Origin of the sequence: Cupriavidus necator, from assembly GCF_013141915.1 — a bacterium.
In the GTDB taxonomy this organism is placed as follows: Bacteria; Pseudomonadota; Gammaproteobacteria; order Burkholderiales; family Burkholderiaceae; genus Cupriavidus; species Cupriavidus necator_B.
The window spans coordinates 215,249-233,342 of record NZ_SROX01000006.1; the positions used below are offsets into that span (position 1 = coordinate 215,249).

13 protein-coding genes are annotated in these 18,094 nt (G+C 70.5%); 5 read left to right on the top strand and 8 right to left on the bottom strand.

Going from position 1 to position 18,094, the window contains the following annotated elements; genetic code table 11:
* The first annotated feature begins 7 nt into the window (after window positions 1–7).
* From E5S69_RS14125 to E5S69_RS14135, 3 genes are read left to right on the top strand one after another with little or no spacing between them, the layout of a single operon-like run.
* Window positions 8–1,471, top strand: coding sequence for a TolC family protein (locus E5S69_RS14125; protein WP_423766629.1), 1,464 nt, complete (start codon window positions 8–10; stop codon window positions 1,469–1,471).
* Window positions 1,455–3,692 carry a type I secretion system permease/ATPase gene (locus tag E5S69_RS14130; protein WP_423766630.1) on the top strand — a complete coding sequence of 746 codons (2,238 nt, stop codon included), beginning with the start codon at window positions 1,455–1,457 and terminating at the stop codon, window positions 3,690–3,692. The genes E5S69_RS14125 and E5S69_RS14130 overlap by 17 nt, the downstream gene beginning before the upstream one ends.
* A gap of 36 nt (window positions 3,693–3,728) precedes the next feature.
* The gene (locus tag E5S69_RS14135; protein ID WP_171515376.1) at window positions 3,729–4,880 is read left to right on the top strand and encodes an HlyD family efflux transporter periplasmic adaptor subunit; all 1,152 of its coding nucleotides are present in this window, start codon (window positions 3,729–3,731) and stop codon (window positions 4,878–4,880) included.
* Window positions 4,881–4,893: 13 nt separating this feature from the next.
* Here E5S69_RS14135 and copD read toward each other — a convergent pair whose 3' ends face one another.
* From copD to E5S69_RS14155, 4 genes are read right to left on the bottom strand one after another with little or no spacing between them, the layout of a single operon-like run.
* Complete coding sequence (copD, locus tag E5S69_RS14140; protein ID WP_171515277.1) at window positions 4,894–5,826, bottom strand: copper homeostasis membrane protein CopD; 933 nt, start codon at window positions 5,824–5,826, stop codon at window positions 4,894–4,896.
* Entirely contained in the window at window positions 5,827–6,213 is a 387-nt protein-coding gene (gene copC / locus E5S69_RS14145; RefSeq protein ID WP_272871719.1) for a copper homeostasis periplasmic binding protein CopC, read from the bottom strand.
* A 50-nt stretch (window positions 6,214–6,263) separates the two neighbouring features.
* Window positions 6,264–7,295 carry a copper resistance protein B gene (locus E5S69_RS14150; RefSeq protein WP_236901330.1) on the bottom strand — a complete coding sequence of 344 codons (1,032 nt, stop codon included), beginning with the start codon at window positions 7,293–7,295 and terminating at the stop codon, window positions 6,264–6,266.
* Window positions 7,295–9,199 (bottom strand): copper resistance system multicopper oxidase, encoded by a 1,905-nt coding sequence (locus tag E5S69_RS14155; protein WP_171515278.1) that lies wholly within the window; start codon window positions 9,197–9,199, stop codon window positions 7,295–7,297. The genes E5S69_RS14150 and E5S69_RS14155 overlap by 1 nt, the downstream gene beginning before the upstream one ends.
* A 167-nt stretch (window positions 9,200–9,366) precedes the next feature.
* Between E5S69_RS14155 and E5S69_RS14160 the strand changes: the two genes are divergently transcribed.
* Both E5S69_RS14160 and E5S69_RS14165 read left to right on the top strand, forming a co-directional pair.
* A complete protein-coding gene (locus E5S69_RS14160) occupies window positions 9,367–10,074 on the top strand; it encodes a heavy metal response regulator transcription factor (protein WP_171515279.1) in 708 nt (235 codons plus the stop codon).
* Window positions 10,071–11,474, top strand: coding sequence for a heavy metal sensor histidine kinase (locus tag E5S69_RS14165; RefSeq protein ID WP_171515280.1), 1,404 nt, complete (start codon window positions 10,071–10,073; stop codon window positions 11,472–11,474). The genes E5S69_RS14160 and E5S69_RS14165 overlap by 4 nt, the downstream gene beginning before the upstream one ends.
* Before the next feature lie 183 nt (window positions 11,475–11,657).
* Here E5S69_RS14165 and E5S69_RS14170 read toward each other — a convergent pair whose 3' ends face one another.
* The 4 genes from E5S69_RS14170 to pelG all read right to left on the bottom strand — a co-directional run bounded on the left by E5S69_RS14170 (window position 11,658) and on the right by pelG (window position 18,093).
* Window positions 11,658–14,150, bottom strand: coding sequence for a CHASE2 domain-containing protein (locus E5S69_RS14170; RefSeq protein WP_171515281.1), 2,493 nt, complete (start codon window positions 14,148–14,150; stop codon window positions 11,658–11,660).
* Window positions 14,083–15,777 (bottom strand): FecR domain-containing protein, encoded by a 1,695-nt coding sequence (locus tag E5S69_RS14175; protein ID WP_171515282.1) that lies wholly within the window; start codon window positions 15,775–15,777, stop codon window positions 14,083–14,085. Before E5S69_RS14175 ends, E5S69_RS14170 begins: the two co-directional genes overlap by 68 nt.
* The gene (locus E5S69_RS14180) at window positions 15,770–16,495 is read right to left on the bottom strand and encodes a response regulator transcription factor (protein ID WP_171515283.1); all 726 of its coding nucleotides are present in this window, start codon (window positions 16,493–16,495) and stop codon (window positions 15,770–15,772) included. The genes E5S69_RS14175 and E5S69_RS14180 overlap by 8 nt, the downstream gene beginning before the upstream one ends.
* 227 nt (window positions 16,496–16,722) lie before the next feature.
* Window positions 16,723–18,093: an exopolysaccharide Pel transporter PelG gene (pelG, locus tag E5S69_RS14185; RefSeq protein WP_171515284.1), complete on the bottom strand. Its 1,371-nt coding sequence runs from the start codon at window positions 18,091–18,093 to the stop codon at window positions 16,723–16,725.
* Window position 18,094 lies beyond the last annotated feature (1 nt).

Here is an 18,094-nt window from a genome sequence, read left to right on the forward strand (position 1 = left end):
CGCCATTTTGTTCACAGTCAGACTGACCCTTGATGCCGGCGCAGGCGCCGGCCCCGGCTTCGGCCTCGTTCTGTTCCCCGGTTCCACCGCCTCGCGCGCGGCAGGCTTTTTCCTCGCCACACTGCTGGCGACCACGCTGATGGACGTGCCGGCCGCCGCAGCGCCGGTGCCAGCGCTTGCCGCCACGGCCACGCTGGCCCCCGCGCAGGCGCCAGGTGCTGCCGTACCGGACGGCGTGCCGGCGGCCTTGCGCATCCCGCTGGCGGGCATGGCGCTGCACGAGGCCGTCGGCATTGCGATCTCGCGCCATCCCGATATCGGCCGCGCCAACGCGGTGGTGGCGCAGAGCGAGGCCGAGATCGCGGTGGCCCGCGCGGCCTGGTACCCCAAGCTGGAATACGGCGTGCGCCCCGGCTATGGCGGCAGCTTCGGCAGCGGCGGCAATGACGTGGGCGCGCGCGCCTCGGTCGGCGTCTCCCAGCTGCTGTACGACTTCGGCCGCACCGCCAGCAAGATCTCCGCCGCGGACGCGTCGCTGGTACAGCGTCGCCATGAGCTGTCTGACACGGTCGAGCAGATCGCCTACAACACCGCCTCGATCTATATCGAGCTGGCCGCGAGCCAGGCGGTGATGGCGGCCGCGCAGCGCCAGCTCGAGACGCTGGCGGTCACGCGCGACAAGATCGGCCAGCGGGTGCGCGCGGGGTTGTCGGTCAGCTCGGACGGCACCATGGCGGACGTGGCGATCCAGCGTGCCCGCACCGAAGTGCTGCGCGCGCGCACCCGCTTCGACGTGGCCGCGTCGCGCCTGGCAGAGCTGATCGGGGTGCGGCCCGCGCGCGTGGCCGAACTGGCACGCACCGAAGACGAGATCCGCGGCCTGGGGGACGAGGGCGACGACATCGAGCACACCCCCAAGGTGCTGGCCGCCGCGGCTGCGGCCGCAGCCGCGCACGCGCGTGTGTCGCTGGCCGAGGCCGAGCGCTTTCCGTCGGTCAGTGTCGGCGTCAGCCGCTCGGTGTCGACCGGGCGTGCCAATGCCAACGACGACACCTGGATCGGCGTGGCCATCGCCGGCGATTTCTCGCTGGGCGGGCTGAACCGGCACCGCATCGACGCCGCCCGCGCCGGCCAGCGTGCCGCGCAGCAGGCGCTCGACAACGAACGGCTGCTGGCCCGCACCACGCTGAATTCCGCCGCCACCGAGGCGGCCGGCGCCGCGGCGCGCACGCAAAGCTATGCGCAGATGATCGCGCTGCTGCGCGCGTCGCGCGACCTGTACTGGCAGGAATACATCCTTAACAAGCGAACCCTGACCGACGTGCTCAATCCCGAGCGCGAGATCTTCCTGGCCGAGCAGGAGTGGATCGGCGCGGTCGCCGATGGCATGCTGGCGCGCATCAAGGCGCACGCCGCCACCGGCAGGTTCGTGGCCTTGCTGCGGGAGCACGACAGTGCAAGCCACCCTTGACGCACCGGTTGACGACAACACGCCTGCCGGCGCCAGACCCGATCACGGGGGCGCACCGGCGCAGCCGGGGCAGCTGCCGCAGGCCTGGGCCGAGGCCGTGCTGCTGGCGGCCCGCCATCTCGGGCTGTCGCCATCGCCGCAACTGGTGCGCGGCGCCGCCGCGTGGGCCGACCGCGCCGATGCTGACCGCGCCGTGGTCGAAATGGCCGCCGCCGCCGGCTTGTCCGCCCAATTTACCGACCTGCCGGCGGCCGCGCTGTCGCCGCTGCTGCTCCCTGCGCTGGTGGCGCTCGATGGCAACCAGGTGGGCCTGCTGACGAGCATCGCCGACGGCAAGGCGGTGCTGCAGCTGCCTACCGAAGCCGGCACCATCGAACGCACCCCCGCGCTGGCGGCACTGGCGCGGCAGGCCGGCAACGGCACCGTGCGCCTGCTGCTGGTGCGCGAACGGGTGGCGCCGCGCAGCGGCCGTCTCGACGCCTACCTGGCGGCACGCCCGGAAGGCTGGCTCGGCAGCATCTTCACCGCCAACTGGCGCACGCTGGTGGAACTGGGCGCGGGCTCGCTGTTCGGCAACCTGCTGGCGGTGGGCACCTCGCTGTTCGCGATGCAGGTGTGGGACCGCGTGGTGCCGGCGCGTTCGCTGCATACGCTGTGGGTGCTGGCCAGCGGCGTGGCGCTGGCTCTGGTGCTGGAGCTGCTGATCCGCACCGTGCGGGTGTCGATCGCCGACCATTTCGGCAAGCAGGTCGACCAGCGGCTGTCGGCGATGTTCTTCGCGCGAGTGCTCGATATCCGCAACGATGCGCGCCCGCGTTCGCCCGGCACCCTGGTGGCGCAGCTGCGCGACCTGGAGCAGCTGCGCGAGCTGCTCACCTCCAGCACGCTCGGGGTGCTGATCGACCTGCCCTTTGTGGCGGGCTTCCTGGTCATCATCTGGCTGCTGGGCGGCTGGCTGGTGCTGGTGCCACTGGCGGCCATCCCGCTGCTGGTGCTGCCCGGCCTGGTGGCGCAGATTCCGCTGGCGCGGCTGTCGACGCAGGGCATGAGCGAGGCGGCGCTGCGCAACGCAATCCTGATGGAATCGATCTACCGGGCCGAGGACATCAAGACCCTGCAGGCCGAGCCGCGCTTTCGCAAGCTGTGGGACCAGGCCAACGCGGTCAACGGCGAGATCGGCCTGAAACAGCGCTTTATCGCCGGGCTGCTGCTGAACCTGTCGCAGACGGTGCAGCAACTGGCCTATGTCGGGGTGCTGGTGGCCGGCGTGCATGGCATCCTGGACGGCGGCCTGTCGTTCGGCGCGGTGCTGGCCTGCTCGATCCTGACCAGCCGCACTATCGCGCCGCTGGCGCAGATCCCCGCGGTGCTGGGGCGTATCCAGAACGCGCGCGTCGGCAAGCAAGGCCTGGACGCGCTGCTGAGCCTGCCGCTCGATCACGACCCGGCGCGCGACGCGTACCACCGGCCCGCGCTGGTGGGACGGTATCGCTTCGAGCAGGTGGTGTACGGCTTCGATCCGCAGGAAAAGCCGGTACTGAACATCCCGCAGCTGCAGATCGCGCCCGGCGAGCGGATTGCGGTGCTGGGTCGCGTCGGCGCCGGCAAGTCCACGCTGCTGCGCCTGCTGGGCGGGCTGGCGACGCCGGTACAGGGCCGCATCCTGTTCAACGACACGCCGCTGCCGCTGATCGATCCCGCCGACGTGCGCCGCGACGTCGGCATGGTGATGCAGGAATCCAGCCTGTTTTACGGCACCTTGCGCGACAACCTGCTGGTCGCCGATCCGCTCGCCACCGATGAAGCGATGCTGCAGGCGCTGCGGCTGGCGTGCGCCGACCGCCTGCTGCTCAACCAGGTGCACGGGCTGGACCTGACCATCCGCGAAAACGGCGTGGGCCTGTCGGGCGGCCAGAAGCAGGCGCTGGTCCTGGCGCGCACGCTGCTGCGCGCGCCCAGCGTGCTGCTGCTGGACGAACCCACCGCGTCGCTGGACGAGGCCACCGAGCAGGACGTGATTGCGCGGCTGCGGCCGTGGCTGGCCCAGCGCACGCTGGTGGTGGCCACGCACCGCTACGCGGTGCTGGCGCTGGTCGACCGCATCATCGTCGTCGACAACGGTCGCATCGTGCGCGACGGCCCCCGCGACGCGGTGCTGGGGGCGCTGCGCGGCAAAGGTGCGGCTCAGCCGGCCGGCCCGCTCGACGCGAAGGGAGACTGAGCCATGGGCACGCGCGTGAACGAGACCGCGAACTGGATGCGCGTCGGCGGGCAGCCCCAGGGTCCGCGCTACCTGCTATGGGTGATCGTGGGCGCGCTGACACTGTTCCTGCTGTGGGCGGCGCTGGCCGGGCTGGACGAAGTGGCGATCGGCGAGGGCCGCGTGACGCCGGCCTCCAAGGGGCAGATCATCCAGAGCCTGGAAGGCGGCATCCTGGCCGAACTGGCGGTGCGCGAGGGCGACGTGGTCGACGCCGGCCAGCAGCTGGCCACGCTCGACCCGGTGCAGGCGCGGGCGTCGATGGAAGAGACGCTGGAGCGGATCGCGGCGCTGCAGGCCCGCGCGGCGCGGCTGCATGCCGAAATGAACGATGCCGCCAACGTGGCCTTTCCGGCGGAGCTGGCCGGCAACGCCGCGGTGGTGGAACGCGAGCGCCAGCTCTTTGCCGCCAACCGGCGCGCCTTCCGCGAGAACGTGGGCAACCTGCGCGAGCAGCTGCGGCTGGCCGAGAATGAATTGCAGATCGCCATCCCGCTGCTGCGCACCGGCGCCACCAATGAAGTCGAGGTGCTGCGGCTGCGGCAGAAGGTAGCCGAGTTCTCCACCAAGCTGGCCGCCACGCAAAGCGAGTATTACGTGGCGCTGAAGGCCGACTATGCCACCACCATGGCCGACCTCGGTCCGCTGCTGAAGGTACGCGAAGGCCGCGCCGACCAGTTGCGCCGCACCGCCATCAACTCGCCGGCGCGCGGCATCGTCAAGGACATCCGCGTCTCCACCATCGGCGGCGTGGTCGGCCCCGGCGGCGTGCTGATGGAAATCGTGCCGCTGGGCGACCAGTTGCTGATCGAGGCACGGCTGAGTCCGCGCGACATCGCCTTCATCCACCCGGCGCAGCCGGCCACGGTCAAGATCACGGCGTTCGAGCCGTCGATCTACGGCACGCTGCCGGCGCGCGTGGACCGGATCTCGCCCGACACCATCGAAGACCAGGTCGACAAGCGTATCTACTACTACCGCGTCTACGTGCTGACCGACCACGCCTACCTGGAAACCAGCGACGGCAAACGCCACCCGATCCTGCCCGGCATGGTCGCCACCACCGAGATCCGGACCGGCCGCCGCACCGTGCTGGATTACCTGCTCAAGCCGCTGCGCCGCGCCGCCGAGGCCTTGCGCGAGCGCTAGCGCCGCCGCCGGTTCACCCCGGCGACAGCATGCCCAGCACCGCCACCAAGGCCAGCACCAGCACGGCGGCGCCGGCCTCCAGCAGCAGACTGCGCCGCAGCGCCCGTATCGCGCGCAACGCCGGGCCCGGCTCGCCCGCGCGCACGGCGGCGGCCAGGCGCGGGGCCAGGGCAAAGCGGTTCGCCGCCGCCAGCCCGAGCATGACGGCAAACAGCGCGAGCTTGACGGCCAGCAGCCCGCCATAGGACATGGGCGCCAATGCCGGCATGGCCGGCCCGACGATGAACCAGTAGTTGAGCGCGCCGGTGAACACCAGCAAGGCAACGATGCGGGTGCCGATGCGCGCGAAACCATCAACTGCGCGGCTCAGCAGCGCGAGCGCCGCGCCGGGCGCCACTGGGCTGGGCCGCGCCAGCAGCAGGAGCGCCGCCAGCGCCCCGACCCATGCGCCTGCGGCCAGCAAGTGCGTCACGTCCGACGCCAGGTGCAGGGCGCGCATCGCGCCGTCGTGCATCGCGCCATGCCCGCTCCAGGCCAGCGTGGCCAGCGCCGCGCCGCCGTACGTGGCAAGCACGGCAAAGGATGCACCGAGGCGGCGCGTATTGATGCCGGCCAGCAGGAACAGCAGCAGGGCCGCCACGCGCACGGTCCAGGCCACGCCGAAATCCGTCCCGGTAACGATCATCGCGAAGACATGGCCCTGCAACGCCGCATAATCCGTCGCGCCCGTCATGGCGCGCGCCATCTCGGCCAGGGCGCCCAGCGACAGCACGATGCCGGCGCCGGCACAAGCCAGCGCCAGTGCCCGGCAACGCCGCGCGAAGCGGCCGGTGCGTTCGTCCCGGTGCAGTGCATAGAGGCAGAACAGCGGCAGCCCGAACACCAGGGCCAGGTCGAGATACAGCGCTAGGCGCAAGCCGGCGGCCAGCCACTCCGGCTGCGCCAATTACTTCACCGTGAAAGCGAGGTTGCCATTGACGGGATGGGTGTCGGACGAGACCGCGCGCCAGTCCACCCGGTAGCTGCCCGGCGGCAGCGGTTGCGTGGGCGTGATGACCATGGTCTTGGGGTCGTCGCTGCCTGACACCTTCACGGCCATTTTCATCGGCGCATGGTCGGCCATGCCCGGCATGCCGGTCATCAGCAGGTTGGCGCCGGAAAACTGGGTGACCAGATTCTCGGAGAAGCGCAGTTCGATCTTCTGCGGCGCCGGCACCTCGGCCTTGTCGGCGGGCGCCGACGACACCAGTTTCGGATGCGCGAAGGCAAGGCTGCTGGCCAGCGCGGTCGCGGCCGCAATCATGGCGTGGATGAGGGGGCGATGGGCATGCATGGTGGTCTCCGCTCGGGAATGTCAAAGGGGTCGTGGTGGTGGCGATCGCGTCAGAACCAGACGCGGACGCCGGCGACGAAGCGGGTTTCGCCAGCCTTGCCGCCCGCGGTGCGGACCATGTCCGCGGTATTGCCGAAGGTCTGGTAGCGCTCCACGCCAATATACGGCGCGAACTGCCGGCTGAACTCATAGCGCAGCCGCAGCCCCACGGTGCCGTTGGACAAGCCGCTGCCGATGCCCACTTCCGGATCGTTCTTGCCATAAAGATTGGCTTCGATGCGCGGCTGCAGGATCAGGCGCTGCGTCAGCAACAGTTCATATTCCGCCGATAGCCGCAGCGCGGTGCGGCCGCTGGTGCCGACATAGGCAGTGGCATCGACCTCGAACCAGTATGGTGCCAGGCCCTGCACGCCGAACGCCAGCCAGTTGCGCCCCGGACGGCCGCTGCCGGTGTCGTTGCGCAGGCCCAGCTGGGTGTCCCAGTAGCTGGCCACGGCGTGGCCCCACAGCAGTTCGGTGCGGGCTTCGTGCAGCTTGCCGTGGGCGGCCTCGCCCTCGGCCTTGACCACCAGCTTGTCGTAGCTGTTGCCGAACCATGCCTGCGCCTCGTAGGCGGCGGCATTGTTGCCGTCGGCATGGGCCCATTCGAGGCGGTCGACCAGCACCGAGGCGAACAGGTGCTCGTCGGCCATCACCAGCTGGCGCTTGTCGCCCAGCGCGTACTGGCCGACGCCCAGCTGGTAGCCGCCGGAATACGCATGCGGATCGCGCGCGTCGGGCGGCGCGCTGCCGCCCTGCATCTTCATGTCGCCATGGTCCATGGGGGGGGCCGCATCCTGCGGCGGCGCATTGGCGCCGTCCATGGTCTGGATCTCCTGCTGGTCCATGCCCTGCATCTGGCTGTGGTCCATGCCTTGCATCGTGGCGGGCGCCGCCGGCGCTGCCGGTTGCGCCTGGCCGTGCGCGTGGCCGGCATGGGGGTCTTGCGCAAAGGCAGCGCCCATGGCGCCCAGCGCCAGTGCCGCCGCCAGCAGGGTCTGCCTGGGTCCGTGCATCAGGATCGAAGGTTCACGTTGCATCATCACGCCACCACCACTTCGCGGAACATGCCCGCATCCATATGCAGCATCAGGTGGCAATGCCAGGCCCAGCGTCCCAGGGCGTCCGCGGTGACCAGGAAGCTGATGCGTTGTGCCGGCTGCACCGGGATCGTGTGGCGACGCGCCTGGAAGCTGCCGTCGGGTGCCTCCAGTTCGCTCCACATGCCGTGCAGGTGCATCGGGTGGGTCATCATGGTGTCGTTGTGCAGGATCACGCGCAGCCGTTCGCCGTGCTTGAAGTAGATCGGCGTGGACTTGCCGAACTCGACGCCGTCGAACGACCAGGTATAGCGCTCCATATTGCCGGTCAGGTGCAGTTCGACCTCGCGCCCCGGCCCGCGCGCATCCATGGCCCCACCGATGGTGTGCTGGTCGGCCAGCGTCAGCACGCGCCTGCCGTTGTTGCGCAGGCCGATGCCGGGGTCGTCCAGGTTGGTGCGGGCCATGTCGACGCGCATGTCGGTGCTGGCGCCGTATTCGGTGCGGGCATGCCGCGCAGTCTTGCTGGGCACCCGCAGCGGATCGGCGGGCGCCATCGCGTGCTGGCCGTGGTCCATGCCGGCGTGGTCCATGCCCGCCATCGGCATGGCTCCATGCCCGGCATGGCCGCCGTGTCCGCCATCGCCGCCGTGGCCCCCATGTCCTGCCTGCCCGCCGTGGCCCGTCATCGCGCCCATCATGTCGGTCATGGTCAGCCATTCGGCCCGGTCGAGCGCGGGCACCGGCGCCGACAGGCCTTCGCGCACCGCCAGCGTGCCGCGCGCATAGCCGGTGCGGTCCATCGACTGCGCGAACAGCGTGTAGGCATCGTCGCGCGGCGTCACGACGGCGTCGCAGGTCTCGCCCGGACCGAAGCGGAATTCGTCGACGGTGACGGGCTCGATGTCCTGGCCGTCGACCTGCACCACGCGCAGCCTAAGCCCCGGAATGCGCACGTCGTAGAAGGTATTGCCCGAGCCGTTGATAAAGCGCAGGCGCACGGTCTCGCCGCGGCGGAACAGCGCGGTCCAGTTGCCCGCCGGCGTGACGCCGTTGGCCAGGTGGGTCAGGGTGGCGCTGGACAGGTCGGCCAGGTCGGTCGGGCTCATCCGCATCTGGTTCCACATGCGGCGCTTGTCCAGTGCCTGCTTCAGCCCGTCGCGCGACACGTCGCGGAAGAAGTCGACCACCGTGGGCTGGTTGTAGTTGTAGTAGTCGCCCTGGATCTTGAGCTTGTTCAGCACCCGCATCGGGTCTTCGTCGGTCCAGTCCGACAGCAGCACGGTATGGTCGCGGTCGGCGTGCGCACGCTCATGCCCCGACGCCGGATCGATGACGATGCCGCCGTACACGCCAGTCATCTCCTGGAAGCCGGAATGCGAGTGATACCAGTAGCTGCCGGTCTGCGCCACCTTGAAGCGGTAGGTGAAGGTTTCGCCGGGGGCAATGCCGGGAAAGCTGATGCCGGGCACGCCGTCCATCTGGAACGGCAGGATGATGCCGTGCCAGTGGATCGAGGTGGCCTCGCGCAGGCGGTTGGTCACGCGGATGGTGACGGTGTCGCCCTCGCGCCAGCGCAGCGTCGGGCCGGGCAGCATGCCGTTGATGGTGGTGGCAATGGTCGGCGTGCCGGTGTAGTTGACCAGCGCTTCGCCGATCTCCAGCTCGAACTCGGTGCCGCGCAGCACCGGCGCCGAACCGCTGCCTGCCGGCGCGGGCTGGCCCGCGCGCGCGCCGCCGTGCCCCGCATGCTGGGCCCAGGCGCTGCCGCCCAACCCTGCCCCGGCAAGGCCGGCCACCACGCCGCCGGCGGCCAGCCCCTGCACGAAGCGGCGGCGGCGCAGGTCGGGCGCTTGGGGTAACGAATGAGGCAGCAGCAGGCTGCCGGAGCTTGGATGGCGTCGCATGTCACATCAGTCCGTGTAGATCGCCCGCCAAGCGTAGCGAAAGCCACCCTACCGCGGTCTGACCGGAACATGACAATCCGGTAATCTTGCGGTCATGTTGGCGCCGGCGACGCCGGCGTAGAGTTGCCAGGCTCTGTGCAAGAGCCAATCGAGCAAGGAAAGCGCTGATGAAACTGCTTGTGGTGGAAGACGAGTCCAAGACCGGCGAATACCTGCGCCAGGGGCTGACCGAGGCGGGCTTCGTCGTTGACCTGGTGCGCAACGGGCTGGACGGCCAGCATATGGCCATGACCGAGCCGTACGACCTGATCATCCTGGACGTGATGCTGCCGGACGTGGACGGCTGGCGCATCGTGCAGGCGCTGCGCGCGGCGCAGAATGCCGTGCCGGTGCTGTTCCTGACCGCGCGCGACAGCGTGGCGGACCGCGTCAAGGGCCTCGAGCTGGGCGCGGATGACTACCTGGTCAAGCCCTTCGCCTTCTCTGAACTGCTCGCGCGCGTGCGCACGCTGCTGCGCCGCGGCAGCGCGCAGATGACGCTGGACCGCATCCAGGTGGCCGACCTGGTGCTGGACCTGACCCGCCGCCGCGCCACGCGCGCCGGACGCCGCATCACGCTGACCAGCAAGGAGTTCGCGCTGCTGGAACTGCTGGCGCGCCGCCGCGGCGAGGTGCTGCCGCGCTCGCTGATCGCCTCGCAGGTCTGGGACATGAACTTTGACAGCGACAGCAATGTCATCGACGTCGCCATCCGGCGCTTGCGCGCCAAGATCGACGACGGCTTCGAGGCCAGGCTGATCCAGACCGTGCGCGGCATGGGCTATGTGCTGGAAGCACCCGAAGCGGCCGACGAAGCCGACGGGCAACTCTCATGAAGCCCCGGCTGTCGCTGACGGCGCGGCTCACCATCCTGTTCTCGCTGTCGTCGGCGGCGGTGCTGCTGGGCCTGGGCGTGCTGATCTGGCTGGCGATCGACCATCATTTCGCCGACGAGGACTACGCCGTGCTGGGCGACAACGTGCGCCTGATCGGGACGATCGCCGCCGACGGGCCGGCGGCGTCGCTGCCGCAACGGCTCGGGCCGGCGCTGGAACACCACGCCGGCTTCGTCGCCGAAGTGCGAGGCGCCGATGGCCAGCGCCTGTACGCGACCGAGGACTTCGACTTCAGCCTGGCGCTGGCCGCCGCGGCGCAGCTTCCGGCACGGCGCGACGCCTTTACCTGGGAGCAGGATGGCCAGACCTACCGCGGCCTGCGCGTGCAGGTGCCGGTCGCGCCCGCCGGCGGACCGCCGGGCGCGCTGCAGGTGCTGGTCGGCATGGACACGGCGCTGCACGACCATTTCCTGCACGCGTTCCGCAGTTCGCTGGCGTTCTACGGCACGCTGGCGGCGCTGGCGAGCGGGCTGCTGGGCTGGTGGGCCGCGCGCCGCGGCCTGGCGCCGCTGCGCACCATGGCCTCGCGCGCCCGCACCGTCACCGCGCACAAGCTGGACGAGCGCATGCCGGTCGATGCCGTGCCGGTGGAAATGGCAGACCTGGCCGCCACCCTCAACGCGATGCTGGAGCGCCTGCAGCGCGACTTCGCCCGCCTGTCGGAATTCTCGTCGGACCTGGCGCACGAACTGCGCACGCCCATCACCAACCTGATGACGCAAACCCAGGTGGTGCTGTCGCAGCCGCGCGACGCGGCGCGCTACCGCGACGTGCTGGCCTCCAACGTGGAAGAGCTGCAGCGACTCTCGCGCATGGTGTCGGACATGCTGTACCTGGCCAAGACCGAACACGGCATCACGTTGCCCAATGCGGAACCGATCGAGGTGGCGGATGAAGTCGAGGCGCTGTTCGATTTCTACGATGCGCTCGCCGAGGACAAGGGCGTGCGGCTCGGCCTGCGCGGGCGCGGCCGCATCACCGGCGACCGGCTGATGCTGCGGCGGGCGCTGAGCAACCTGTTGTCGAATGCGCTGCGGCATACGCCCGCGGGCAAGGGTATCGTGGTCGAAATCACACCCGCTGCCGACACCGTGCAGGTGGTGGTAGAGAACGAAGGCGATACCATCGGGCCCGAGTTGCTGCCGGCGCTGTTCGACCGCTTCTTCCGCGCCGACAAGTCGCGCGCGCGGCCCGAGTCCGACGGCGCGGGACTGGGTCTGGGGCTGGCAATCACACAGGCCATCGTCGCCGCGCACGGCGGCGCCATCGCGGTGGCGTCAGCGGCAGGCAGGACGCGCTTTACCCTGACGTTTCCGGCCTGGCTTCGCGCCGGGGGCTGAAAAAAGCCGCCCACGCCAGTTACGGCTTTGGGGGAGCTGGCGTGGGCGTGAAGACCGCCGGATGCGGCTCCAGCGGTGCTCCGATGCTACGCAATTCCCCCCTTTGCGACTGCCAACAATTGTGTCGGCGGCCGTAACAAGCAGTGCCCCTGAACGTGTGCCGGTCTGCGCCTGCGTCACGCCTCAGGACGCGGGCGGCGCCGCAGGCAGCTCGATGCGGAACACCGCACCCATGCCGGCCTGGCTGCGCACGCTGGCCTTGCCGCCATGCCGCTCGGCCACCGCGCGCACCAGCACCAGGCCCAGGCCGGTCCCTTCCGGTGCGCCCTGCTGGCCTTCATGCAGCCGCGCAAACGGCTCGAACAGCCGGGCCTGGTCGGCCTCGGCAATGCCCGGCCCATGGTCCTGCACGGCCACCACCCAGCGCTCCGGCTCGCGCGTCAGCGCGACCGTCACGGTCCCGCCCTGCGGGCTGAACTTGATCGCGTTGCTGACCAGGTTGGCGATGGCGCGCGCCAGCAAGGTCGGGTCGCCCTGCAACACCGCGGGATCGTCGGGCAGGTCGATCTGCAGCGTGACCTCGCGTGCCTTGGCCAGCGCCCACAACTGGTCGGTGGCATCGAGCACCAGTCCGCCCAGCTCCACCTCCATGAACGCCAGCGCCTTCGACTCCGCGCGCGCGACGCTGATGAAATCGTCGGCCAGCGTCAGGGTCCGGCGCGCATGGGCCGCGATGCGGGCCAGCACGCCGCTGTCCGGCGCGGCATCGCCGCTGGCCGTGGCCGCATGGCCTGCGCGGCGCCCCTGCAATTCGATCAGCGCCAAGATCGACGCCTGCGGCGAGCGCATGTCGTGCGACAGGAAGCGCAGCATCTGCTCGCGCTGGCGCTCCGCCAGGCGGATCGCGGTGATGTCGATCACGCTGACGATCAGCCCGGCCGCGGCGCCGGTTTCGCCATGCAGCGGCGCGCCATGCAGCAGGTAGCGGCGATCACCGCGCCCGGCCACTTCGATGCCGCCCTCGGGCACCGTTGCCGGGGCGGTGGACGCGGCAGCGTAACGCTCGTGCAGCGCCTGCCAGTAGGCCAGGGCCGGTTCCGGCGCGGGACACAGCGCCTCGATCAGGGCGCGGATGCCGGCGCGCGGGGGACCCGGCTCTCCCGGCGCGCGCGGCGACTCGCGCTCCAGGACGTCCGGGGCCAGCGCCACGCAGCGCCGGTTGGCCAGCAGCACGCCGCCGTCCAGGTCGCAGATGGCGGTGGCGTCGGGCAGGCTTTCCAGCCCGTCGGAGAGAAAACGCCGCAGCCCGCGCAACTGCGCGCCCACGCCGTAGACCGCGCGCATGCGGCTGTCGAGCGTGGCGCCGGTGTGGCGCGGCGCGGGCATCACGCCGGGCTCGCGCTCGAGCCGCGCCAGTTCGTCGCTGAGAAAGCGCAGTGCCGCCTCCTGGCGCAGCCAACTCCACAGCGGATAGAACAGCACGCAGCCGAGCACCGCGGCGGCCGGGGCAAACCATAGCCGCGCCAGCGCCAGCAGCGCCAGGGAGCCCAGCAGCAGGCCCGCCAGCAGCAACCCGGTGGCCACCAGCGCGCCGCGCGGCGGCAGCCGCAACGCGGCCAGCGCCGCCAGCAGCAGCGCCAGCAGCGTGCCGCCGGCCTGCCACGCCGGGGATACCGCGACGATGGCATCGCCGTCGGTCACCGCCTGCACCGCGTTGGCCAGGATCTCTACCCCGCTCATGCCGCGGCCATCGCGCGAGACCGGCGTCGGCAGCACGTCGCCCATGCCGGTGGCGAGCGCGCCGATCAGCACCGCCTTGCCGGCAAAGATGGCCGGATCGATGCGGCCCTCCAGCACCTCGCGCACCGACACGCGGGCAAAGGTGCCGGGCGGGCCGGCGTACGGAATGCGCAGGCGGCCGCTGCGTTCCCAGCCATTGGCTTCGGTGACCACGGCCGGCTCCTGGCGCACGCCGGCGGGCTGCCCGCCGGCGCGCCCGAAGCCCGCCATCACCGCGGCCAGATGCGGCACGCCGGCGGCGGCCACCGGGTGCGGGCCCTCGCGCAGGTAGACCTGGCGCGCCACCCCGTCGGTATCGACCACCATGTTGATATGGCCGACGGCGGCGCCCAGCCCCGCCAGCGGGTAGCGCACCAGCATGCCGCCGGGGCCGGGCTCGGCCACCACCGGCAGCACCACGTTGCCGGCCAGCGCCATGCTGCGCGCCAGCACGGCATCATCCTGCGGATAGCGGGTATCGCGCTCGGACAGGATCACGTCGAGGCCGATCACGCGCGGGCGGCCGGCGGCAATGCGTTCGAGCAGTTGCGCCAGCACCGCGCGGCGCCACGGCCAGCGGCCGATGGCGGTAAGGCTGGCGTCGTCGATGCCGACGATGACGATGTCGTTGCGGGCGGAATGATGCTGGGCCGCGATGGCGATGTCGTAGGCGGCCAGGTCGGCGCGTTCGGTCCAGCCCTGGCGCGCCGCCAGCATCACCAGCGCCAGCACCGCGGCGGCCAGCAGGCACCATTCGACCAGCGTGCGCTGGCCGAATGCGCGCCCTGCCGCACGCCACTCTGCGTGCGCGCCCGGCGGGCCGGGAGCGTCAGTGGAGCCGGATGCGGCCACCGCCGTCCGGCCGGTCGCCCGAGCCGATTGCGCCGCCCTGCCCATCGCGCAGCATGGCGATGACTTCGATGCGCTGCGGGGCCGAGAACGCGGCCGGGTCTGGCGCCACGCCCGGCTCGGCGCGCGCCACCCGGATGAAATAGACGCCCGGCGCAGGACGCGGCAGGTCGATCGCGTTGGTGGCGGTGTGCTGGTCCGCCAGCAGCGTGGCAAAGCCCGCATCGGCCGCCAGCTGCACCCGGTAGCCAGGGCCGGGACCGCCCTCCGGCCAGCCGATGTGCAGCGCGCCGCCGTCGTCCCGCAGGGTCGGCACCGGCGGCTTGGGCTCGATGCGGAACGGCACCGCGTCCGACCACGGGCCCGGCCGGCCGGCCGCATCGACACTGCGCACGCGCCACCACCAGCGGCCCGGCGCCAGCGCCTGCGTGGCGGGCGACGCGGCGGCCGCATGCACGGCGGCGTCGCCGGTAAAGGCGGCATCGCTGGCCAGCGCCAGCTCATAGCTGGCCGCGCCCGGCACCGTGGCCCATGCGAAGGTCACGGCATCGGCATAGCGCACCGCATCCGCGGCGGGCTGCTGCGTGAACGGTGCCGGCGGGTTCAGCCGCACCGATACCGGTGCCTGGGCGTCATGGCCGGTCAGCTGGTGCGGGTCGATGGCGCTGACGCTCAGGTACAGCGTGCCTTCCGGCAGGCCATCGACGCGCGCCCGGGCGGCATCGGCACCGTTGGCGGTGCCGCTCCAGACCAGTTCGCTCAGCGCGGCATCGCGCGCCACCCGCACGCGGTAGCCGATCGCGCCCGGCACCGGTTGCCAGGCCGCCTCGAAAGATGGCCCCAGCACGGTTTCATGGGGCGGCAGCAAGACCGGCGCCGGCAACAGCGCGACCGGCCGCGACAACTTGCCGCCGGCCGATACGCCGATGCCATAGCCGGCATCGATGGACGCCGCCGCAGTCATGGCGCGGTCCGGTGCCGATACCCGCTTGGCGCGCGCGGCGCTGACGCCGACACGGCCTTGCAGCACCTCGCTGCGGCTGCCGCCGGCGTCGGCGGAAACCCGGAAGCGGGTGCCGCGCACGCCGGTCACCATCATCGGCGTATGCAACTCGAAGCGGCCGACACCGCCGCCCGCGGGCGCCACGCGCGTCTCCGCCGCGCCCTGGTCGATGCGGATCACGGAGTCGACCAGGCCGCTGCGCGCAAACGTGCGCAGCCGCTTCACCGCCACCGTGGTCGCGGACGGCAAGGTCACGCGGGTGCGGTCCGGCAGCTCGAGCGTGGCCGATCCGCCCGCCGGGGTCTCGATGCGCGCCGCCTCGTCCAGGGTCATGCCGACCTGCACCGGCCGGCCGTTGGCACGGACCTCGCCACGCACGTAGACCACGCGCGCCGATGCCGCCTGTTCCGGAATCTGGCTGAGCGGGATGCGCACGCGCGACCCCGGCACCAGCCGGTATGGATCGGCCACGCCGTTCAGGCGCTGCAGCGTGCGCCACCCCTGCTCCGATGCCATGTAGCGCGAGGCCAGCCCGATCAGCGTATCGCCCGGTTCCACCACGTAGATAAAGTCCGCGCCCTCCGCGCCCGCGGGCCCGGCATGCGCCGGCGCCGCCATGGCGCCGGCCAGCGCCAGCAGGGCCAGCGCGGCACCGCGCACACCCCTACGCATCGCTGGCATCGTCCGCTTGCGCGTCGGCCGCGGATATCTCTTCGAAACGATAGCCGTGCGAATACACGGAAGTCAGCCGCACGCCGTTTTCGGGGCGCAACGCCAGCTTCAGGCGCAGCCGGGAGATATGCGTGTCCAGCGTGCGTGAGCCCGCGCCCATGGCGCGGCCCCACACCGCCTGTTCCATCACCTCGCGCGCCAGCAGGCGCCCGGTATTGCGGAACAGGAACAGGGCCAGCTCATATTCGCGCGGCGACAGCAGCGCCGCTTCGCCGCCAACGGTAACGGTGCGCGCATGGGTATCGACGGTGTAGTTGCCGCGCCGGATCAGCTCGACCTCCTGCGCGGCCTCGGGATAGGCGCGGCGCAGCAGCGAGCGCACGCGCGCGACCAGTTCGCCGGCGCGGATGGGCTTGAGCATGTAGTCGTCGGCGCCCACCGTCAGCCCGTCGACGATATCGGATTCGGCGGTGCGGCTGGTGACGAACAGGATCGGCGGCATGTTGCCGGACTTCTGCCGCACCCAGCTGACCAGTTCATAGCCGCTGGTGCCCGGCAGTTGCCAGTCGACCAGCAGCAGGTCGTAGGCGCGCTCGCGCAGTGCGCGCAGCAAATCGGCGCCGTTAGCGAAGGATTCGCATTCGAAACCGGCTTCGCTCAAAATCTGCCGGATCAGTTCGGCCTGATCCGGATCATCCTCCACGGATGCAATTCGCATACCTCTACACCCTTCTGCCAGCTTCCGACTGCAACTGCGGTCTCTGCCACGGCGTGTCGACGGCCCGGCCGGCAAGTCATTCTTTATATTCACCCTGGCAATGGGGCGCGGCCGTCGATCTGAACCGGCGGGCCAGGCCGAAGCCCGCCGGCTGCCGCCATGTTACCCAATCGCGGCCCATTCCGTCGAGACGCCCCGACGAGGGGTGCGCCGGCATGACGCCAGCACTATTGCAGCATGTAGGTCTCGTATTCCAGCCGCTCCAGCTTGTGGTCCAGCATCGTCAGCGCCAGCGCCACCACCACCAGCAGGGACACCGCGAAGCCATAGCCGTACCAGGCCGGCCCCAGCTGCAGCGTCACCAGCGTCAGGGCGAAGTTCAGCACCACGAACAGCGCGGTCAGCAGCAGCACCTCGCGGCGCCGGTCCAGGTAGAAGTAGATGTTGAGCACGCCCAGCAGCACCACCTGCAGGCTGGCGCCGATCACATCGACATACAGCAGCGGCAGGTACAGCTCGGAAATGCCCAGCAGCCGCAGCACCCACACGCCCACCGCGAACAGCAGCAGCGCGGCGATGGCCTGCACCTTGACGATCTCGTACAGGCCCAGCCGGATGGTCTGGACCATGGTGTTGCGCATGTCCTCGATATGCTCCAGCGAGCTGCCGCCGCGCACCGCATCGTAGAAGGCGTCGTAGTACTCGACGAAATCGGTCTCGATCCGCACCAGGAACACCGCCATGCCGGGAATGATGGCGAGGTAGGCCAGGAACACCGGGATGTCATAGATGATCGACGCGTGCAGCGGCCCGATCACCTGCTGGCCGGTGGACGGCGCGTACCAGAACATGAACTTGTCGATCCAGATGCCCAGGTTGTAGAGCAGGCCCACCGCCACCAGGCTGGGGTAGGCATAGCGGCGCTGGAACACCTCGAACGACACGAACTGGCGGCTGGTGTAGTTGCGGTAGATCAGCGTCACCATGCCGGTCAGCAGGCACAGCTGGCCCGCGGCGAACCCGCCCAGCAGCCCTTCCATGCCGTAGCGGCGCAGCCCCAGTGCGGCTACCACCGAGACCGCGTAGCCCAGCAAGAAGGTCCACACGATCGCCTTGTACTGCTTCATGCTCGACAGGAAGATCGCCGCGATCCAGATATTGCTCAGCACCACGAAGCCCGCCACCATCAGCAGCCGGTACAGCACCGACTGCTGGCCGAAGCTGAACACCGCGCACGCCACGCCGATGCCGCCCGACAGCACCGTCGCCAGCAGCGCGACCGCGTGGTAGTTGCTCAGGATCAGGTGATCGCGCTTCTCGAACAGCCGGTCGGAGGTAAAGCGCGTGAACGACAGCTGCATCGGCCCGGTCAGGATCAGGCTGCCCGCGATCAGGTAGGTCACCGAGACCTGGAACTGCGTGATCAGCGAGCCCGGCACCACGAACGGCAGGCTCAGCATGCCGATCAGCAGGATGCCGACGATCGACAGGATCCACGGCCCGGAACTGATGATGCCGGCATACGCATAGGCGCTCAGCATGCCGGACAGGTTGTCCCGCCGCAGCATCTTGCGCAGCTCGAATCCAATGCCCGCCATG